Below are 17,477 nucleotides of genomic sequence, written 5' to 3'. Positions count from 1 at the left end.
ACTATCACGGGGGCATCCATCATGGATTCGTTAGAACGCTTATTAGAGCAGGCGACACGTCCGGCGTTACCGCAAAGAACAGACTACAAAATCGGCATTATCGGCGCGGGATTTATCGTCGAGCATTGCCATCTGGTGGCGTACCAGAAAGCGGGGTTTACGCCATACGGGATCACCTCGCTGGAAAATGCCCACAGCCAGCGGCTGTCCACGGCATTTAACATCCCCAAAATCTATGCAAGCTGGCAGGAGATGGTGTGCGACCCGCAGATCGAGATTATCGATATCGCCGTGCCGCCGCATATTCAGCTAGAGATTGTGCGTTTTATTTGCAGTAAAAATTCTCCGGCGAAAAACGTCAAAGCCATTCTCTGCCAGAAGCCGCTGGCGATGTCGCTGGAGGCCGGGCGCGAAATCGTGCGCCTGAGTAAAGAGAGTGGCATCCCTGTCGCAGTGAACTCCAATATGCGCTACGACCCGTCGATTCGGGCGCTGAAGTACATTCTCGACAACCAGCTGATTGGCACGCCGGTGATTGCCAGCATTGATATGCGCGCCATTCCCGACTGGCAGCAGTTCCTCCAGCAATATAAAAAACTCGAACTGTACGCGATGGCTATCCACCATATCGACGCTTTCCGCTTCCTGTTTGGCGACCCGGTAAAAGTCACCGCCGTTTGCCGCACCGATCCGCGCACCACCTTCGAGCATACCGATGGCATCACCCAGTACACCTTCCAGTACGCCAATGGCCTGATCGCCACCAGTCTGGATGACGTCTGGGCCTGGCCGGGTGAACCCTGCGCCAAAAATAATTACATCAACTGGCGTGTAGAGGGCACTGACGGGCTGGCGGAAGGGGACTTCGGCTGGCACCGCCGCCCGCCGGCGTATTGCGGCAGTACCTTAAAACTGGCCTCACGCGAGTACCCCGACCGCTGGATCGTCCCGCAGTGGGAGCGCCAGTGGTTCCCGGATGCGTTTATCGGCACCATGGCGAGCCTAATGTGCGCCCTGGAACACGGCGTAGAACCGGAAATCAGCGCTGAAGACAACCTGGGCACACTGGCCTGCATCGAAGCCTGTTATGCCTCTATTCAGGAAGAGCGAACCGTTTATCTCAATGAAATCCTTCAGGAGAATACAAAATGATTAACGTCGGCATCTTTACCGGTTACTACCCTTACAGCCTGGAAGAGACTATCGCAAAGATTAAGCAGGCGGGGATGGGCTGCGTGCAGCTTGACCTCGAATTTACCGATGTCGATCTGAGCCGTGGACATATCACTAAAGAGAAAGCGCATCAGGTGCGCGACGCGTTTCGCAAGGCCAATCTGCCTATCGTCGCTATTTCGGCGTACACCAACCTGGTGCATCCCGATCCGGCAAAACGGGCCGAGAATATCGCGGCGGTGAAAGAGATCCTCGCGCACGCACGGGACTTCGGCACGCCGTATGTGATTAGTGAAACCGGCACCTATAACGTCGACAGCGACTGGTTGTACGATCCGAAAAACAGCACCGAAGAGGCGTATCAGGAATTTAAAGCTATCGCCCGCGACCTGGCGGCGTTCGCCTGGGACCACGGTGCGGTGTTCCTGGTGGAGAATTATGTTAACAACATTATCGGCTCGGTCAGCCAGGTGGCGCGCCTGATGCGCGATATCGACCACCCTGGACTTGGCCTGGCGCTGGACCCGACCAACTATTTCGATGACAAAAACATCGATGCCATTGACGAGACGCTGCACAGCATTTTCAACGTGCTGGACGGCAAAATCAAAATCGCCCATGCCAAAGACTGCAAGAAAACGGACGTGGTGATTGAGAAATTCGGAGACGGCGCGGCGGAGCATAACAGCTTCCGTGGGGCCGGTTCGGTGGAATTGCCTGCGGCAGGGTTGGGATCGCTTAACTATTTGCTGTATGTAGAACTGCTCGCGAAAAACCACCCGAACATCCCGCTGATAATTGAACACGTCGACGAGTCAGATATTCCGCGCGCCAAAAACTTCGTTGATGATGTGCTGATGGTGACCGGGGCGTAATTCCTAATTTGGGTCAGGTATCCCGCAGGTGGGGCGGGGTATCTGACTCAACTGGCGCAAAACTCACCACTTGAATCATAAGGCCATTGACGCCCTCGCAAGTTTTCCTTACCCTTTTACACCGTGTTCGCGCCCGTGAGCACGTCTCCTCAGGGCCGATATAGCTCAGTTGGTAGAGCAGCGCATTCGTAATGCGAAGGTCGTAGGTTCGACTCCTATTATCGGCACCATTTCAAACTCTTCCCAAGTCTACCGAAATCAACTAAAAGCCCGTATACTGCGGTTTATGACCCGTATCTTATCTCCTGTTATCAACTGGACTCAACTGAAATCAAGTCGCAGTTGGGGGCATAAGTGGGGGCATTCTGTGTTCGGTCCAGGGAGATGCCCCCAATGAAGCTAAATGCGCGACAGGTAGACGCAGCTAAACCCAGAGAGAAAGCCTATAAGCTGGCAGATGGTGCTGGATTGTATCTTGAGGTTGTTCCCTCTGGTTCCAGATACTGGCGGATGAAGTATCGCTTCAATGGAAAAGAGAAACGTCTGGCTTTCGGTGTCTATCCAGCAGTGTCGCTTGCGCAAGCAAGAGCACTGCGTGATGACGCCAAGAAAAAGCTGGCTGAGGGGATCGATCCATCTTTTGCCAAGAAAGAAGAAAAGCTGGTTCGCGATGTGCAACTCAACAACACGTTTCAGTCTGTGGCACTTGAGTGGCACGGCACGAAGGTGAGTCGGTGGTCAGAAGGCTATGCTTCCGATATCATCGAAGCATTCAATAAAGATATTTTCCCCTATATCGGCCAGCAGCCGGTAAATGAAATCAAACCGCTGGTTTTGCTTAATGTTCTGCGTCGAATGGAAAGCCGTGGCGCGACAGAGAAGGCCAAGAAGGTTCGCCAGCGTTGCAGTGAAGTCTTTCGTTACGCCATCGTTACCGGTCGTGCGGAATACAATCCTGCAGCGGATCTAACCAGCGCGATGTCAGGGCATGAATCGAAGCATTACCCCTTCCTGACGGTTGAAGAGTTACCAGACTTCTTTAAAGCTCTCGCAGGCTACACAGGAAGCCCGTTAGTTGTTCTTGCAGCACGTCTGCTGATCCTTACGGGAGTTCGCACTGGCGAGCTCCGAGGTGCTTCCTGGAGTGAGTTTGATCTTGAGAAAGCGGTGTGGGAAATACCTGCAGAGCGTATGAAGATGAAACGGCCTCACCTTGTCCCCCTCTCTACCCAAGCGCTGGAAATCGTACAGCAGCTCAAAGTGATGTCAGGGCAATATCCACTGGTGTTCCCAGGACGTAATGATCCCCGCAAGACGATGAGTGAAGCGAGTATTAATCAGGTGTTTAAGCGGATTGGATATACGGGGAAGGTAACGGGGCATGGTTTCCGTCACACGATGAGTACGATTTTGCACGAGGAAGGGTTCAATACGGCATGGATTGAAACCCAGCTTGCGCATGTCGATAAGAATGCGATTCGTGGGACGTACAACCATGCGTTGTATCTGGAAGGGCGGAGGGAGATGATGCAGTGGTATGCGGATTACATTGATAACATTGGTAAATTTAATCTAATCATAGCATCATAATTTCACCTACAAACTTAGCTACTTATTCGTTAGATAAAGTGAAAATACAAGCAGGTCTCCTCCAAAACGGAGGAGTTCCATACCAGAAAATTTCTTTTTTTGCTGAGTTTCATTTCTGCTTTCTGGAGAAAAGTTACATTTACTTCTGAAGATCTGCTTAGTTATGTAAGTTCAAACGATAGATACAAACGCAGGCTATAACGCTCTGTGAGGGATTCAGAAAGTCGATTGAATGTAGTGCCAATGGGGCACGGTAAGATATGTGAGTTTTACCTTTAAACTGACCATGCTAATGGAGGCATAATGGCTCGTATCGCTTGTCTTGGATGGGGTTCCTTAATTTGGGAGCCAAGGGGTTTACCTGTTCAGGGGAAATGGTCTGAGGATGGCCCACTTATATCCGTTGAATTCGCCAGACAGTCGCTAGATGGACGGATTACGCTTGTGCTAGTCGAAACTGATCGATGAGTGCCTTCCCTGTGGGCGATAATGGAATCAGTGGATCTTACCTCTAGTATTGAGGCTTTGCGTTGCCGTGAAGGTATCCCAATAAAAAATATTGAAAAGCATGTTTGCAGGTGGTCTGCTGGTCAGCCTTCTCCAAAACTGATCCCAGGATTGTCTGAATGGGCTGATACCAATAACGTGGACCATGTGGTATGGACCGGTCTCCCTCCAAAATTCAACGGTAAAGAAATCCTTCCAACAGCCGAAAAAATTGTGAAGTATTTAGAACAACTATCTGGAGAACAAAGAGATAGGGCGGAGCAATACATTCGTCGTGCACCGCGTCAGATCGACACCATGTATCGGCGTATTATTGAATCATCGCTCCAGTGGCATTCAACGGGCGGTGAATAGGCATCTGGTCAGACCTGTGTTGAGGGCTGACATTTTAGCATGTGTTTGAGCTGATTAAGAGGAGGCAGGCTAGGATTTCGCGGGGTGCGTATAAACAGAATAAGATACCTTAACTCAGACTCGAGGACGTCCGTCATAAATGTCAGCCCCAAAACTACTAATTGCGGTGGCAAGTATGCCGTAAATTACCCCACTGCAAACCAGTAATTGTTTACGAGGTTACTATCCCCCGTTTAATCTAATGTTTTGACAGCATTGTTACAGTAGTAATGGATTGCCGATCTTGTTTTAAGGTGAATGCCCAACAAAAGGAGCTGTTATGCTACCCGACCATTTAAAAGGTTTACATTTAAGGTCAGCAGGTTTGATAACCGTTGAAGGCCGGACCATAAATGTTTGGGAGTTCTCGCCCCCAACTGATCCGGCGATTCTTGACAGTTGGGCACTGCATTTTCGTCGGCAATACTGTACAGACCAGGAGCTTCCTGAGCTCTTGTGCGGGACAGGAATGACGATAGAACAGTATCTAAATGCACATATTTTCCCCGACAAAGTCAAGGCTCCCGGGCCATCAATTCGTTCTGGTGATTTCGCTGAATTTCTCATTTCCGACTACTTGGAGTTCACGCTCAATCTGTGGGTGCCCCGAGGAAAATACGCTGACAAAGCCAGCAACAATGAGTCCGTCAAAGGCGTTGATATACTAGGCTTCCATCAGTTGGATATTGCTACTCCCAATCGAGGGGATGTCCTTTATGCCTTTGAAGTTAAAGCGTCTCTTTCAGGTGGTATATATGGTGGCCAGCTCCAAAATGCTGTTGACGATGGTTCTAACGATCAACACATAAGGCAAGCTTTCACGTTAAACGCCACTAAACGTAGGTACCTTCGTGAAGGAAAGACACTGGAAGTGAGCCGAATTGCACGGTTTCAGAATCCTGCAGATAACCCTTATACATATTACTCAGGTGCGGTTGCTGTTCTTTGCAACACAGCTTTCAATGAAGAAGAGCTTGCCAAGACACTGGCCAACACGCACTCAAATGAGGCAGCACTTTATCTGATGGTTGTGAGATCCGATCTTCAGATGAAACTGGTTCATGAACTTTACGAGAGGGCCTGCAAATGAAGGCTGGATTCAATAGCAAACGCCTCTTTGGCATAACACGCTCGAAAGGTAAGATGTACGAGTTTGGTCTGGATGAGTCTCTGCATCTCAGAATGCCTGAAGGTTCAGATCCTTTGCTGCTGTTTATTATGACCGTAGCAACCTTGGGCGACGTTACCGGGGTGCTGGCTGAGCTGTCACTGCCATTAGTTTCTCTTCCCCCTGAGCCGCAAGCGGAGCTGAATTTCTGCGCCAGCTTTTTTGACGCAGTTCTGGATTCAGGATTTGCACAAGGCCTCGAAAGCACAACATTACTATTAGCCTCTGCCGCCTATTATGTGGCTCGACGCCCGGGAAGTAGCTTAGTCCTTGCCCGTCGAATTGAACCTAAAGAAGAAGACAACAATGTTGAGCATTTGCTTCAATGGTTGCTCAAAGCGGACTGGAGGACTTACTGGCTTTTAGACGACAAACGTTATGGACCGCTGCTAACATCGTTTTCGCGTGCTGTTGCTAACCATTTTGCCGAAGGTACCCAGCTACAAGAGATTTGACCTGCTCCCCGTTGATTAATACACCGCGATGTTAGTAATGTCTTCATAAGCCACATGAGGACATCCCCATGAAGAAGCGTTTTTCCGAAGAACAGATCATCAGTATTCTCCGAGAGGCCGAAGCCGGGGTTTCTGCCCGTGAGCTCTGCCGCAAGCACGCCATTTCCGACGCCACCTTTTACACCTGGCGTAAGAAGTATGGCGGTATGGAGGTGCCCGAGGTTAAGCGCCTGAAGTCGCTTGAGGAAGAGAACGCCCGCCTCAAGAAGCTGCTCGCTGAAGCCATGCTGGATAAGGAGGCGCTTCAGGTGGCTCTGGGGCGAAAGTACTGACGACAGACCAGAAGCGGGAAGCTGTGGTGTTGATGTGTGATGCGACCGGTCTGTCGCAACGTCGTGCCTGCAGGCTTACAGGTTTGTCCCTGTCGACCTGCCGCTATGAGGCTCAGCGACCGGCTGCTGATGCGCATTTATCAGGGCGTATCACTGAGCTGGCACTGGAGCGCAGGCGTTTTGGCTACCGACGCATCTGGCAGTTACTGCGCCGTGAAGGCCTTCATGTTAATCACAAGCGCGTGTACCGCCTTTACCACCTTAACGGGCTGGGCGTAAAACGCAGACGACGTCGTAAAGGGCTGGCAACAGAACGTCTGCCGCTGCTCCGCCCGGAGGCGCCCAACCTGACCTGGTCGATGGATTTTGTCATGGACGCGCTGGCCACCGGTCGCAGGATCAAGTGCCTGACCTGCGTGGACGACTTCACGAAGGAGTGTCTGACGATTACCGCCGCATTCGGGATTTCAGGCGTTCAGGTCACGCGAATTCTGGACAGCATTGCACTGTTTCGCGGCTATCCGGCGACGATAAGAACGGACCAGGGGCCGGAGTTTACCTGCAGAGCACTTGACCAGTGGGCTTATGAGCATGGGGTGGAGCTGCGGCTTATCCAGCCGGGCAAGCCAACACAGAACGGATTTATTGAAAGTTTTAACGGACGATTCAGGGATGAGTGCCTCAATGAGCACTGGTTCAGCGATATAGTTCACGCCAGGAAAACGATTAATGACTGGCGGCAGGATTATAACGAGTGTCGTCCACATTCATCGCTGAACTACCAGACTCCGGCTGAATTTGCAGCGGACTGGCGAAACGGGAAATATGAAGAAAAACCAACCGACATTACTAACTGAAGGTTGTATCTAATCCTGGGGGCAGGTCACATATAACATTAAATAAATCATCACGCCTCTTTATTCCTACGCTGATTTCGGTATCATCTCTAGTAACTCCATCAATAAAAGAATCTAGATCTCTTTTTATAGATTGTAAGCCGACTAACTCTTCAGATCTACCCATCGCAATTCGTAGTGATTCAACAAATGTTGATTTACCAGCGCCACGTCCACCAATTATAGCATTGAAGAGAGGGTGCAGTTTTATCTCAACAGGTTTTCCTGGGATAATTCCACAGTGGGTCATTTTTTTAATTGTTAGGTTGTTAATTGACAGGTTTGGTAGAGAATTAGGATCGTCAATTTCGTTACTTACGCAGAATTTATTATCGTATAATGCAAGCCTTAAACCATCAATTGTTGGTTTTCCCATCTTGATCCAAGAGGTATTAGCTCCTAGTCTAGACTTTTCATGAGCATCAGAACCTTTAACTCTACCTATATCTTGAAATGTCTTTTGTAGTTCTACATCTACGCTATCAAGGATAGTTTAAATCGACAAATTCTGCTGCAACAATTTTTTTTGCCCATGTACTTATTTCTGAATTGTTGTTTTTTATTCCCTTTAATAGCCCTTTAGGACCATCAATATGCGCAGGAATAGCAATTCCACTTTCCTTGCTTATCAGCTCAATTACTTTATCAACAGATTCGGTAGCGCATGTTGACTCTGCATCTCCATGTCCTTCCGTAATCCCACACATGCCAAGCACACCATTAATTTTAGCTGTGCCACAAGAGGGGTCAAAAATTGATAATATATGAACCCTAGATTGCCCGGTGCTTACGGTTATTTCACATCCTGGGAATAAAATTAATGGGCGATATTCTTGATAGGATGTTTCAAGCGCTTTTAGCTCTTGCTTCAAGATATCAATCCATGCCCCACTAACATGGTCAGTTACTGCAACGCAGTCAACCTCTCTTTCCATCAGGGCAATGAGCCACTCTTTTGCTGTTTCTGCTGGCGCTTTGTAATCTGATGAGGCAGGAGTGTGTGTATGAAAATCAAATTTATACCAATAGCTTCCTACATTAGTGTACATATCAAAGCCCTACTAAGTTATTAAGCTGAAACGTTTTATTGTTTTAAAACATGATGTTAAATCATATTTCCTATTCACATTTTTTACTATTAAATTTTAAAAATTTTGAGTTTTGCTTTCATATATGAAAAAATGCATGTGATGTTGATCGTTTCATTTTTCCGCGTGATAATGAATGTTTCCGTCAGAGGAGAAATTCCTGTGAAGCCCCTACAACTCTTCAAAAACCTCTCCGATGAAACCCGTCTAGGGATCGTACTGCTGCTCAGAGAGATGGGAGAGCTGTGCGTGTGCGATCTCTGTACAGCGCTGGATCAGTCGCAGCCCAAGATCTCCCGCCATCTGGCAATGCTCCGGGAAAGCGGTCTATTGCTGGATCGCAAGCAGGGGAAATGGGTTCATTATCGCTTATCCCCGCATATTCCATCCTGGGCTGCTCAGGTGATTGAGCAGGCCTGGTTAAGCCAACAGGACGACGTACAGGCCATCGCCCGTAAGCTGGCATCGGCAAACTGCTCTGGTAGCAGTAAGGCTGTTTGCATCTAAAAAATTTGCCTGGACATATATGTTTTTCCAAATGTGAGATATTCAAAATGAAGACGTTAACGGTGTTTGACCCGGCAATGTGCTGCAGTACCGGCGTATGTGGCTCAGATGTCGATCAGGTTCTGGTTGATTTTTCTGCTGATGTGCAGTGGCTGAAAGGACGTGGCGTACAGGTTGAACGTTACAACCTGGCGCAGCAGCCCATGAGCTTTGTTCAGAATGAGAAAGCAAAAGCATTCCTCGAAGCATCTGGAGCAGAAGGGCTTCCGTTACTGCTGTTGGACGGTGAAACGGTGATGGCAGGGCGATACCCAAAACGCGCTGAGCTGGCTCGCTGGTTCGGTATACCGCTGGAGAAGGTAGGTTTAGCTTCCACCAGCTGCTGTGGTGGTAATACTTCCTGTTGCTGAGTATGTCAGGAGGACATATGAAATTCTTACAGAATATCCCGCCTTACCTGTTTTTTACCGGTAAGGGAGGTGTAGGAAAAACTTCTATTTCCTGCGCGACGGCAATCCGCCTTGCTGAACAGGGTAAGCGGGTTTTGCTGGTCAGTACCGATCCAGCCTCCAATGTCGGCCAGGTATTCGATCAGGCTATCGGTAACACCATTCGCCCTGTGGCAGCAGTTCATGGACTTTCCGCTCTGGAAATCGACCCGCAGGAAGCCGCCAAACAATACCGCTCCAGAATCGTTGATCCTATCAAAGGTCTTTTGCCTGATGACGTTGTTAACAGTATCAGCGAGCAGCTTTCAGGAGCCTGTACCACTGAGATTGCGGCGTTTGATGAGTTCACCGGCTTATTGACAGACGCTTCCCTGCTGACCCGCTTCGATCACATCATTTTTGATACAGCGCCGACGGGCCACACGATTCGCCTTCTCCAGCTTCCCGGTGCCTGGAGTAGCTTCATTGAAAGTAATCCAGATGGTGCTTCCTGTCTTGGCCCAATGGCCGGGCTGGAAAAGCAGCGTGAGCAGTATGCTCATGCGGTAGAGGCGTTATCCGATCCTGAACGTACCCGCCTGGTTCTGGTTGCGCGACTGCAAAAATCTACGCTGCAGGAAGTCGCCCGCACCCATGAAGAACTCGCCGCAATTGGCCTGAAAAACCAATACCTGGTGATTAATGGTGTGCTGCCTAAAGCCGAAGCTGAACATGACGCCCTGGCCGCTGCGATATGGCAACGTGAGCAGGAGGCACTGGCAAATCTTCCTGCCGGTTTATCTGGGCTACCGACAGATACCCTATTACTACAGCCAGTCAATATGGTTGGTGTTTCAGCATTGAAGGGACTGCTGGATACCGGTTCTGAGGCATTACCGTTCCCGGTAACGAACATCCAGTACACGCCTGAAAACTTATCGCTCTCTGGCCTGGTCAATGATATCGCTCGCAGTGAACACTGCCTGATTATGCTGATGGGCAAAGGTGGCGTAGGGAAAACCACAATGGCTGCTGCCATCGCCGTAAGGCTGGCAGACATGGGATTTGACGTGCATCTCACGACTTCTGATCCTGCTGCGCACCTAAGTACAACGCTGAACGGCAGCCTCAAAAACCTTCAGGTCAGCCGCATCAACCCTCACGATGAAACCGAACGCTATCGCCAGCATGTTCTTGAGACGAAGGGAAGAGATCTGGACGAAGCAGGGAAACGGCTACTGGAAGAGGATTTGCGCTCTCCTTGCACGGAAGAGATTGCGGTGTTCCAGGCGTTCTCACGCGTAATCCGTGAAGCAGGCAAACGGTTTGTGGTCATGGATACGGCACCTACCGGGCATACGCTATTACTGCTTGATGCTACCGGGGCTTATCACCGTGAGATTGCCAAGAAGATGGGGGATAAAGGTCATTTTACCACTCCGATGATGCAGCTTCAGGACCCGGAACGCACCAAAGTCCTGCTGGTCACTCTGCCTGAAACCACACCGGTACTGGAAGCGGCAAACCTGCAGGCTGACCTTGAAAGAGCGGGGATTCATCCGTGGGGCTGGATTATCAATAACAGCCTTTCCACTGCGGATACGCGTTCTCCGTTGCTTTGCCAGCGCGCTCGTCAGGAACTGCCTCAGATTGAGGCTGTTAAGAATCAGCACTCTAACCGTATAGCGCTTGTTCCGGTGCTGGCGTCAGAGCCCGCCGGTATTGAAAAGTTCAGAGAGTTGATGAGTTAATTTTTTGACATATACAGGGCGACAAAGTCGCCCTGTCAGGAGGTTTTATGTTACTGGCAGGCGCTATTTTTGTCCTGACCATTGTTTTGGTTATCTGGCAACCAAAGGGATTAGGGATCGGCTGGAGTGCAATGCTGGGCGCGGGACTGGCTCTGATATCTGGCGTTGTGCATATGGGCGATATTCCGGTGGTGTGGAATATCGTCTGGAACGCGACGGCGACCTTTATTGCCGTGATTATTATCAGCCTGCTGCTTGATGAATCAGGCTTTTTCGAATGGGCGGCATTGCATGTTTCGCGCTGGGGTAACGGTCGTGGCCGTTTGCTCTTTACGTATATCGTCCTGCTAGGTGCAGCGGTGGCGGCATTGTTTGCCAACGATGGTGCGGCATTGATTCTTACTCCAATTGTCATCGCCATGCTACTGGCATTAGGGTTCAGCAAAGGCACGACACTGGCATTTGTCATGGCTGCCGGGTTTATTGCCGATACGGCCAGCCTGCCGCTTATCGTGTCGAACCTGGTGAATATCGTATCGGCGGACTTCTTTGGTCTGGGATTCACCGAATATGCGTCGGTAATGGTGCCGGTGGATATTGCAGCCATTGTTGCCACTCTGGTTATGCTGCATCTTTTCTTCCGCAAAGATATTCCGCCGACTTACGACCTGGCTCTCCTTAAGACACCGGCAAAGGCGATTAAAGATCTGGCAACCTTCAGAACCGGATGGATAGTGTTGATCCTTCTTCTGGTTGGCTTTTTCGTCCTTGAGCCGTTGGGTATCCCGGTCAGCGCGATTGCTGCTGTAGGAGCTGTCATTCTGTTTGCGGTGGCGAAACGAGGCCATGCCATTAACACTGGCAAAGTGCTGCGCGGTGCGCCATGGCAGATCGTCATCTTCTCATTGGGGATGTACCTGGTGGTCTACGGTCTGCGCAACGCCGGGCTAACCGAATACCTTTCTGGTGTGCTGAATGTACTGGCGGATAAAGGACTCTGGGCCGCGACGCTAGGTACTGGCTTCCTGACGGCTTTCCTGTCTTCCATAATGAACAACATGCCTACCGTGCTGGTTGGCGCTCTCTCTATTGATGGCAGCACCGCAACAGGCGTTATCAAAGAAGCGATGATTTATGCCAACGTGATTGGCTGCGATCTTGGACCTAAAATTACACCTATTGGTAGCCTGGCAACGCTGCTCTGGTTGCATGTCCTTTCACAGAAGAATATGACCATCACCTGGGGATACTATTTCCGCACCGGGATCGTCATGACTCTGCCTGTGCTGTTTGTAACGCTGGCAGCGCTGGCGCTACGTCTCTCTTTCACTTTGTAATGAGATACTGATATGAGCAATATCACCATTTATCACAACCCGGCCTGCGGCACGTCGCGTAATACGCTGGAGATGATCCGCAACAGCGGTAATGAACCGACCGTAATTCTTTACCTTGAGACTCCACCTTCACGCGATGAGTTGGTCAAACTTATCGCAGATATCGGGATTACAGTACGGGCGCTGCTGCGTAAAAATGTCGAGCCTTATGAAGAACTGGGGCTTGCCGAAGATAAGTTTACTGATGATCAGTTAATCGATTTTATGCTTCAGCATCCGATCCTGATTAATCGCCCGATTGTGGTGACACCGTTGGGTACTAAACTGTGCCGTCCTTCTGAGGTGGTTCTGGATATCCTTCCAGATGCTCAGAAAGCGGCTTTCACCAAGGAAGACGGTGAAAAAGTTGTTGATGAGGCAGGTAAACGACTGAAATAAAGATGAAGGGGGCAAATGCCCCTTCATCTTTATTTCGTCAATTATTCCAGTAGGTCAATACCAATTGGTTCTTCACTATGTAACGCTATTACCCCAGCATATCCATCAGCGGATCGTAGAACGTGATGGCGTGTGGCAGGTCGCCGGGCATAATGTAAGAAAACATCGTCTCTCCTTTATGGAATCAGGGGAGTGAAGATAGTCTGCCTAAAATACTCAGGCTTTGTTCTTCACTCGTCTGCTTTATGAGCCCAGGCGGGCATTGCCGTCAGATAACGTTTTGCACGCTTCTGTGCTTCTTCCGGGCCGACTTTTTGCCAGGAATCAAGGAAGCTGGCTAAACCTGATACCGCTTCTTCCCAGGGTTTAAGATTGCCGTTACTGTCACAGCAGTACGCGCAATATTGATCGCTGGCACTGTGTGCATCGGGTGCAGACATCGGCATCCCGCAAGCCTGACAGAACTGTTCATGTTGTGACATATGATGCTCCTTATGGTGACGTGCTGATTAATAAACATACAGAGTATGTATTGTGCAGGTGATGCATCAGATCAAAGCCAAGGCGAAGCCCCCGGTATCTCCAGTAAGAAATACCGGGAACCTGTTGTTACCTGGCGATGAGCGCGAACACGCCCCAGCCAAAGTATTCCCGCGCGTACGTTACGTGGCGTTTCGGCGAGATGTTTAGCTCGGCCCTGACTTCGGCGGAGAAATCGTCGTCAGGATTGGCTTCCAACCAGCGGCGCATGGTCAGCCATTTCGCGGCCTCATACCGATCCCAGCCTTCCTGGTCCGCCAGTACCATTTCCACCACGTCGTAGCCGAGGTCGTCAAACGCGCTGACAAGCCCTGGAAGCGTTAGGAAATCGCTTGTCGAGCTGACGCCGCAGGCCTGGGCTATCTCGTCCGTTGCCGGAAGCTGGCGCCAGTAAGGTTCACCGATGAGCATGATGCCGCCCGGTTTAAGGCTCTGCACCAGCAATTCGACTGTCCCGGCAAAGCCTCCGGCAATCCAGGTCGCGCCGACGCAGGCTGCCACGTCACATTTTTCATTGGCGACGTAACCGGCCGCATCATTATGAATAAAATGTACGCGTTCGCTGACGCCGAGTTCTTCCGCGCGTCGCTTTGCCTGCGCGGTGAAGAGCGAACTCATGTCGATGCCAGTCCCCGTAATGCCATGATCCCTGGCCCAGGTGCAGAGCATCTCGCCCGAGCCGCTGCCGAGGTCAAGAATGCGGGTCTCCGGTTTCATGCGCAGCACACGGCCCAGCGTGGCGTACTTCTCTTCGGTGAACGGGTTGTGGATGCGGTGTTCGCTTTCACTTATGGTAAAAATACGTGGGATATCCATAATCCTCTCCTTAGCGGTTATCAAGCTGTGCGCGAACATTATTCAGCCCGGTGGTATTGATGCGGTAGGGCTGACCGTTGACGGACTTGATCAGCTTTTTGGTTTTGAGTTTTTTGAAGGGGGCGAGGGTGCAGTCAGTGAGCAACAGCCCTTCGCGGGTGTAGCATTCAACGGCGGTGACGCGGCCAGACGTATCACGAACGTGCGCAATACGACCACCTTTGGCGAGAACGTGTAAGGTACGTTGTTCCTGACGGGATAAATTCATACTGGAAAACCTGTTTAATCATCATGTGCAAAACGTGCAAACACACCGCGGTGTCCGCATTCGATTTCGGCGCATTGATAATCAGTCCGGCCTGAAAAGGTCGGGGAGCTGATTATCAGATGATTACATTCTCCAGCATCAAAGCCTCGGGTTGGGTTGAAAGGTATTTACGGGGTGAATAATAACACCTGGTTTTTGTAAGTGAATACCCAAGGATGAAAAGTGTGATCCCGATGGGAGCCTGTCAGGGCTCCCTTATTGAATCGCCTCGTCTTCTTAGCCGTAAAGCGCCGCCTTACCGATGGAGGAGAATAAATCCATCTTATGAATCACAATCTCCTTCGCCGCGTCCATTGGCTTAAGATATAAGGCGTTAGGTTCGTGACTTCCTGATTTCAGTTCTTCTACAAGGGCAACATAGAATGCTTTTTTCATATCGCTGGAAATGTTGATTTTGCTAACACCGTGCTGGATAGATTCTGCTACCTCAGCATCTTTGTTACCTTAACCACCATGCAGAACCAGAGGGATGCTCAGACGCTGCTTAATGGCTTTCAGCTGACCTGCCCCCAGGATTAGATACAACCTTCAGTTAGTAATGTCGGTTGGTTTTTCTTCATATTTCCCGTTTCGCCAGTCCGCTGCAAATTCAGCCGGAGTCTGGTAGTTCAGCGATGAATGTGGACGACACTCGTTATAATCCTGCCGCCAGTCATTAATCGTTTTCCTGGCGTGAACTATATCGCTGAACCAGTGCTCATTGAGGCACTCATCCCTGAATCGTCCGTTAAAACTTTCAATAAATCCGTTCTGTGTTGGCTTGCCCGGCTGGATAAGCCGCAGCTCCACCCCATGCTCATAAGCCCACTGGTCAAGTGCTCTGCAGGTAAACTCCGGCCCCTGGTCCGTTCTTATCGTCGCCGGATAGCCGCGAAACAGTGCAATGCTGTCCAGAATTCGCGTGACCTGAACGCCTGAAATCCCGAATGCGGCGGTAATCGTCAGACACTCCTTCGTGAAGTCGTCCACGCAGGTCAGGCACTTGATCCTGCGACCGGTGGCCAGCGCGTCCATGACAAAATCCATCGACCAGGTCAGGTTGGGCGCCTCCGGGCGGAGCAGCGGCAGACGTTCTGTTGCCAGCCCTTTACGACGTCGTCTGCGTTTTACGCCCAGCCCGTTAAGGTGGTAAAGGCGGTACACGCGCTTGTGATTAACATGAAGGCCTTCACGGCGCAGTAACTGCCAGATGCGTCGGTAGCCAAAACGCCTGCGCTCCAGTGCCAGCTCAGTGATACGCCCTGATAAATGCGCATCAGCAGCCGGTCGCTGAGCCTCATAGCGGCAGGTCGACAGGGACAAACCTGTAAGCCTGCAGGCACGACGTTGCGACAGACCGGTCGCATCACACATCAACACCACAGCTTCCCGCTTCTGGTCTGTCGTCAGTACTTTCGCCCCAGAGCCACCTGAAGCGCCTCCTTATCCAGCATGGCTTCAGCGAGCAGCTTCTTGAGGCGGGCGTTCTCTTCCTCAAGCGACTTCAGGCGCTTAACCTCGGGCACCTCCATACCGCCATACTTCTTACGCCAGGTGTAAAAGGTGGCGTCGGAAATGGCGTGCTTGCGGCAGAGCTCACGGGCAGAAACCCCGGCTTCGGCCTCTCGGAGAATACTGATGATCTGTTCTTCGGAAAAACGCTTCTTCATGGGGATGTCCTCATGTGGCTTATGAAGACATTACTAACATCGCGGTGTATTAATCAACGGGGAGCAGGTCACAGCCTCTCGATATCCAGTTTCGGCTGTTTTCCTGCCGGATATAACCCGTGTGACGTTCCAATCGCAACCGCTAATGTATCGACCCCTGTCTCTCTCACAAACTGTTCAGCCTGCTGTGGATCGGTATAAAGGATTTCAGCGTGCCCGCCTTCGCTGCTGCCCTCAGCCACACCTATCTTTATTCTGTTATAAATCCATGGTTTTATCATTGATACTCAAGGAATTGTCTTCTTGATTCATCATCATCAAGGTACTCAAAAGAAAGAAGCCGAATTTTGGTAAGTTTATAAAACCACTCACAATCGTTCCGTTGAATAATTTCGCCTGGTTTGAAACATATCCCGGATGCCACCCGAATAATCGCATATTTACCATTACTAAACCTGACCCGGTGAATACAGAAAGGTTGGCCAGCCTGTCCGTGACAGCTGTTCGACATGATATGCCCTTCAATAAAAACAGATTTTTTAGATTTCATTATCATACCCTCGACAACAGCAGTACAGGAGGAATGTTGTCATTTTCCGACATCACTGACGTTACGTGGCAGAAGCCGTTCAGCCGCCGATACACCAGCATTCTGAAGGTCTGAACAACAGTCCGCAGGCAGGGCACTCAAGAACCGCATCTTTTCTTAGTTTACCTGCTTTCTGAACGGCTCTGTGTGCACATACCGGGCAGGCAACATGAACCGGTCTTTCTTTAAAATACCTGAGCCCATTTGTATAAGACATAAATAATTCCCAGAGGAATAAAGTAATTATTATACGCTTTAATATAAAAATAACTGGCATAAGTTATGTTAAGTTGTGTCTGAATCAGGATATCAGATATTGAAAATTGAACGTCTTATTTATGATATACTACCCTTCCGTGAGAAATTTAAGATGAAATCAGAAGACACCCTTGACTGGTATCCGGCACAATTACCACCTGTGAAAATTATTCTTGGCGAAGCCGTGCTGGCTGTGGGTAAACAGGGCCGACCGATTAATACCCGCACCTTGCTGGAATACCTTCAGGTCATGCAGGACAAACAAAAAAGGCGGGATGACAAAATCGCCATGCAGACTGCGATTGATGTTCTCAGGGATAATCAGCGCATTAACGGCAGACGTTAATGCACCTCCGGGA

The 17,477-nt window shown here is 50.1% G+C and carries 21 protein-coding genes, 1 tRNA gene and 2 pseudogenes; 14 read left to right on the top strand and 10 right to left on the bottom strand.

Going from position 1 to position 17,477, the window contains the following annotated elements; genetic code table 11:
* Positions 1–21 precede the first annotated feature (21 nt).
* The 8 genes from ACVV26_RS17575 to ACVV26_RS17540 all read left to right on the top strand — a co-directional run bounded on the left by ACVV26_RS17575 (position 22) and on the right by ACVV26_RS17540 (position 7,350).
* On the top strand, positions 22–1,152 hold the full coding sequence (locus tag ACVV26_RS17575) for a Gfo/Idh/MocA family protein (RefSeq protein WP_474798512.1): 1,131 nt from the start codon (positions 22–24) through the stop codon (positions 1,150–1,152).
* Complete coding sequence (locus ACVV26_RS17570) at positions 1,149–2,048, top strand: sugar phosphate isomerase/epimerase family protein (RefSeq protein WP_474798511.1); 900 nt, start codon at positions 1,149–1,151, stop codon at positions 2,046–2,048. The genes ACVV26_RS17575 and ACVV26_RS17570 overlap by 4 nt, the downstream gene beginning before the upstream one ends.
* A gap of 154 nt (positions 2,049–2,202) precedes the next feature.
* Positions 2,203–2,278 (top strand) — tRNA-Thr (locus tag ACVV26_RS17565).
* Between the two features lie 163 nt (positions 2,279–2,441).
* The gene (locus ACVV26_RS17560; RefSeq protein ID WP_474798510.1) at positions 2,442–3,638 is read left to right on the top strand and encodes a tyrosine-type recombinase/integrase; all 1,197 of its coding nucleotides are present in this window, start codon (positions 2,442–2,444) and stop codon (positions 3,636–3,638) included.
* Between the two features lie 489 nt (positions 3,639–4,127).
* Complete coding sequence (locus ACVV26_RS17555; protein ID WP_474798509.1) at positions 4,128–4,499, top strand: hypothetical protein; 372 nt, start codon at positions 4,128–4,130, stop codon at positions 4,497–4,499.
* 319 nt (positions 4,500–4,818) lie between these two features.
* Positions 4,819–5,628 (top strand): Hachiman antiphage defense system protein HamA, encoded by an 810-nt coding sequence (locus ACVV26_RS17550; protein WP_474798508.1) that lies wholly within the window; start codon positions 4,819–4,821, stop codon positions 5,626–5,628.
* Positions 5,625–6,161 (top strand): hypothetical protein, encoded by a 537-nt coding sequence (locus tag ACVV26_RS17545; RefSeq protein WP_474798507.1) that lies wholly within the window; start codon positions 5,625–5,627, stop codon positions 6,159–6,161. The genes ACVV26_RS17550 and ACVV26_RS17545 overlap by 4 nt, the downstream gene beginning before the upstream one ends.
* A 68-nt stretch (positions 6,162–6,229) precedes the next feature.
* Positions 6,230–7,350, top strand: a protein-coding gene (locus tag ACVV26_RS17540; RefSeq protein ID WP_105580531.1) for an IS3 family transposase whose coding sequence is annotated in 2 segments (ribosomal slippage) — positions 6,230–6,488 and positions 6,488–7,350 — 1,122 coding nt in all. Because the reading frame shifts where the segments join, the coding sequence is not laid out codon by codon here.
* On the opposite strand, the gene ACVV26_RS17535 is transcribed toward ACVV26_RS17540, so the two are convergent.
* A complete protein-coding gene (locus ACVV26_RS17535) occupies positions 7,343–7,765 on the bottom strand; it encodes a hypothetical protein (RefSeq protein ID WP_474798506.1) in 423 nt (140 codons plus the stop codon). The two genes, ACVV26_RS17540 and ACVV26_RS17535, sit on opposite strands and share 8 nt — an antisense overlap.
* A 106-nt stretch (positions 7,766–7,871) precedes the next feature.
* The gene (locus ACVV26_RS17530; RefSeq protein ID WP_474798505.1) at positions 7,872–8,438 is read right to left on the bottom strand and encodes a PHP domain-containing protein; all 567 of its coding nucleotides are present in this window, start codon (positions 8,436–8,438) and stop codon (positions 7,872–7,874) included.
* 201 nt (positions 8,439–8,639) lie between these two features.
* Between ACVV26_RS17530 and arsR the strand changes: the two genes are divergently transcribed.
* Genes arsR through arsC form a run of 5 tightly spaced genes read left to right on the top strand, consistent with a single transcriptional unit; the run spans position 8,640 to position 12,938 of the window.
* Positions 8,640–8,984 carry an As(III)-sensing metalloregulatory transcriptional repressor ArsR gene (gene arsR / locus ACVV26_RS17525; RefSeq protein ID WP_474798504.1) on the top strand — a complete coding sequence of 115 codons (345 nt, stop codon included), beginning with the start codon at positions 8,640–8,642 and terminating at the stop codon, positions 8,982–8,984.
* Positions 8,985–9,031: 47 nt separating this feature from the next.
* On the top strand, positions 9,032–9,394 hold the full coding sequence (gene arsD, locus ACVV26_RS17520) for an arsenite efflux transporter metallochaperone ArsD (RefSeq protein WP_234610214.1): 363 nt from the start codon (positions 9,032–9,034) through the stop codon (positions 9,392–9,394).
* A gap of 17 nt (positions 9,395–9,411) precedes the next feature.
* Positions 9,412–11,163 (top strand): arsenite efflux transporter ATPase subunit ArsA, encoded by a 1,752-nt coding sequence (gene arsA / locus ACVV26_RS17515; protein WP_474798503.1) that lies wholly within the window; start codon positions 9,412–9,414, stop codon positions 11,161–11,163.
* A 47-nt stretch (positions 11,164–11,210) separates the two neighbouring features.
* A complete protein-coding gene (gene arsB / locus ACVV26_RS17510) occupies positions 11,211–12,500 on the top strand; it encodes an arsenite efflux transporter membrane subunit ArsB (protein WP_474798502.1) in 1,290 nt (429 codons plus the stop codon).
* Between the two features lie 12 nt (positions 12,501–12,512).
* Positions 12,513–12,938, top strand: a complete 426-nt coding sequence (arsC, locus tag ACVV26_RS17505) for a glutaredoxin-dependent arsenate reductase (protein ID WP_474798501.1) — start codon at positions 12,513–12,515, stop codon at positions 12,936–12,938.
* Between the two features lie 230 nt (positions 12,939–13,168).
* Here the strand turns inward: arsC and ACVV26_RS17500 are convergent, their stop codons facing one another.
* From ACVV26_RS17500 to ACVV26_RS17465, 8 genes and pseudogenes are all read right to left on the bottom strand, one after another.
* On the bottom strand, positions 13,169–13,420 hold the full coding sequence (locus tag ACVV26_RS17500; RefSeq protein ID WP_058647046.1) for a zinc ribbon domain-containing protein: 252 nt from the start codon (positions 13,418–13,420) through the stop codon (positions 13,169–13,171).
* 127 nt (positions 13,421–13,547) lie between these two features.
* Positions 13,548–14,294, bottom strand: a complete 747-nt coding sequence (locus tag ACVV26_RS17495; protein ID WP_474798499.1) for an SAM-dependent methyltransferase — start codon at positions 14,292–14,294, stop codon at positions 13,548–13,550.
* 10 nt (positions 14,295–14,304) lie between these two features.
* Complete coding sequence (locus ACVV26_RS17490) at positions 14,305–14,562, bottom strand: YjhX family toxin (protein WP_474798498.1); 258 nt, start codon at positions 14,560–14,562, stop codon at positions 14,305–14,307.
* A gap of 276 nt (positions 14,563–14,838) precedes the next feature.
* A pseudogene (locus tag ACVV26_RS17485) lies at positions 14,839–15,123 on the bottom strand (class II fructose-bisphosphate aldolase); the annotation flags it as partial.
* Positions 15,124–15,150: 27 nt separating this feature from the next.
* Positions 15,151–16,271, bottom strand: a protein-coding gene (locus ACVV26_RS17480) for an IS3 family transposase (RefSeq protein WP_105580531.1) whose coding sequence is annotated in 2 segments (ribosomal slippage) — positions 15,151–16,013 and positions 16,013–16,271 — 1,122 coding nt in all. Because the reading frame shifts where the segments join, the coding sequence is not laid out codon by codon here.
* Positions 16,272–16,342: 71 nt separating this feature from the next.
* Positions 16,343–16,519 (bottom strand): annotated as a pseudogene (locus ACVV26_RS17475) (class II fructose-bisphosphate aldolase); the annotation flags it as partial.
* Between the two features lie 29 nt (positions 16,520–16,548).
* Entirely contained in the window at positions 16,549–16,821 is a 273-nt protein-coding gene (locus ACVV26_RS17470) for a hypothetical protein (protein ID WP_170833537.1), read from the bottom strand.
* 79 nt (positions 16,822–16,900) lie between these two features.
* Entirely contained in the window at positions 16,901–17,077 is a 177-nt protein-coding gene (locus tag ACVV26_RS17465) for a YnfU family zinc-binding protein (RefSeq protein WP_474798496.1), read from the bottom strand.
* Positions 17,078–17,230: 153 nt separating this feature from the next.
* Between ACVV26_RS17465 and ACVV26_RS17460 the strand changes: the two genes are divergently transcribed.
* Positions 17,231–17,464: a hypothetical protein gene (locus ACVV26_RS17460; RefSeq protein ID WP_004132711.1), complete on the top strand. Its 234-nt coding sequence runs from the start codon at positions 17,231–17,233 to the stop codon at positions 17,462–17,464.
* The last annotated feature ends 13 nt before the right edge of the window (positions 17,465–17,477 follow it).

This window comes from Atlantibacter sp. MEI4A-1023 (assembly GCF_056155425.1).
This window is presented reverse-complemented; position numbering and strand designations above follow the sequence as displayed.

Bases quoted from the DNA above. Each gene is read 5' to 3' on its own strand.
- arsB (WP_474798502.1), top strand. From the start codon at position 11,211: ATGTTACTGGCAGGCGCTATTTTTGTCCTGACCATTGTTTTGGTTATC.
- ACVV26_RS17570 (WP_474798511.1), top strand. From the start codon at position 1,149: ATGATTAACGTCGGCATCTTTACCGGTTACTACCCTTACAGCCTGGAA.
- ACVV26_RS17555 (WP_474798509.1), top strand. From the start codon at position 4,128: ATGGAATCAGTGGATCTTACCTCTAGTATTGAGGCTTTGCGTTGCCGT.
- ACVV26_RS17550 (WP_474798508.1), top strand. From the start codon at position 4,819: ATGCTACCCGACCATTTAAAAGGTTTACATTTAAGGTCAGCAGGTTTG.
- ACVV26_RS17560 (WP_474798510.1), top strand. From the start codon at position 2,442: ATGAAGCTAAATGCGCGACAGGTAGACGCAGCTAAACCCAGAGAGAAA.
- arsA (WP_474798503.1), top strand. From the start codon at position 9,412: ATGAAATTCTTACAGAATATCCCGCCTTACCTGTTTTTTACCGGTAAG.
- ACVV26_RS17530 (WP_474798505.1), bottom strand. From the start codon at position 8,438: ATGTACACTAATGTAGGAAGCTATTGGTATAAATTTGATTTTCATACA.
- ACVV26_RS17545 (WP_474798507.1), top strand. From the start codon at position 5,625: ATGAAGGCTGGATTCAATAGCAAACGCCTCTTTGGCATAACACGCTCG.
- ACVV26_RS17465 (WP_474798496.1), bottom strand. From the start codon at position 17,077: ATGTCTTATACAAATGGGCTCAGGTATTTTAAAGAAAGACCGGTTCAT.
- arsD (WP_234610214.1), top strand. From the start codon at position 9,032: ATGAAGACGTTAACGGTGTTTGACCCGGCAATGTGCTGCAGTACCGGC.
- ACVV26_RS17535 (WP_474798506.1), bottom strand. From the start codon at position 7,765: ATGGGAAAACCAACAATTGATGGTTTAAGGCTTGCATTATACGATAAT.
- ACVV26_RS17490 (WP_474798498.1), bottom strand. From the start codon at position 14,562: ATGAATTTATCCCGTCAGGAACAACGTACCTTACACGTTCTCGCCAAA.
- ACVV26_RS17495 (WP_474798499.1), bottom strand. From the start codon at position 14,294: ATGGATATCCCACGTATTTTTACCATAAGTGAAAGCGAACACCGCATC.
- arsC (WP_474798501.1), top strand. From the start codon at position 12,513: ATGAGCAATATCACCATTTATCACAACCCGGCCTGCGGCACGTCGCGT.
- ACVV26_RS17460 (WP_004132711.1), top strand. From the start codon at position 17,231: ATGAAATCAGAAGACACCCTTGACTGGTATCCGGCACAATTACCACCT.
- ACVV26_RS17575 (WP_474798512.1), top strand. From the start codon at position 22: ATGGATTCGTTAGAACGCTTATTAGAGCAGGCGACACGTCCGGCGTTA.
- ACVV26_RS17470 (WP_170833537.1), bottom strand. From the start codon at position 16,821: ATGAAATCTAAAAAATCTGTTTTTATTGAAGGGCATATCATGTCGAAC.
- ACVV26_RS17500 (WP_058647046.1), bottom strand. From the start codon at position 13,420: ATGTCACAACATGAACAGTTCTGTCAGGCTTGCGGGATGCCGATGTCT.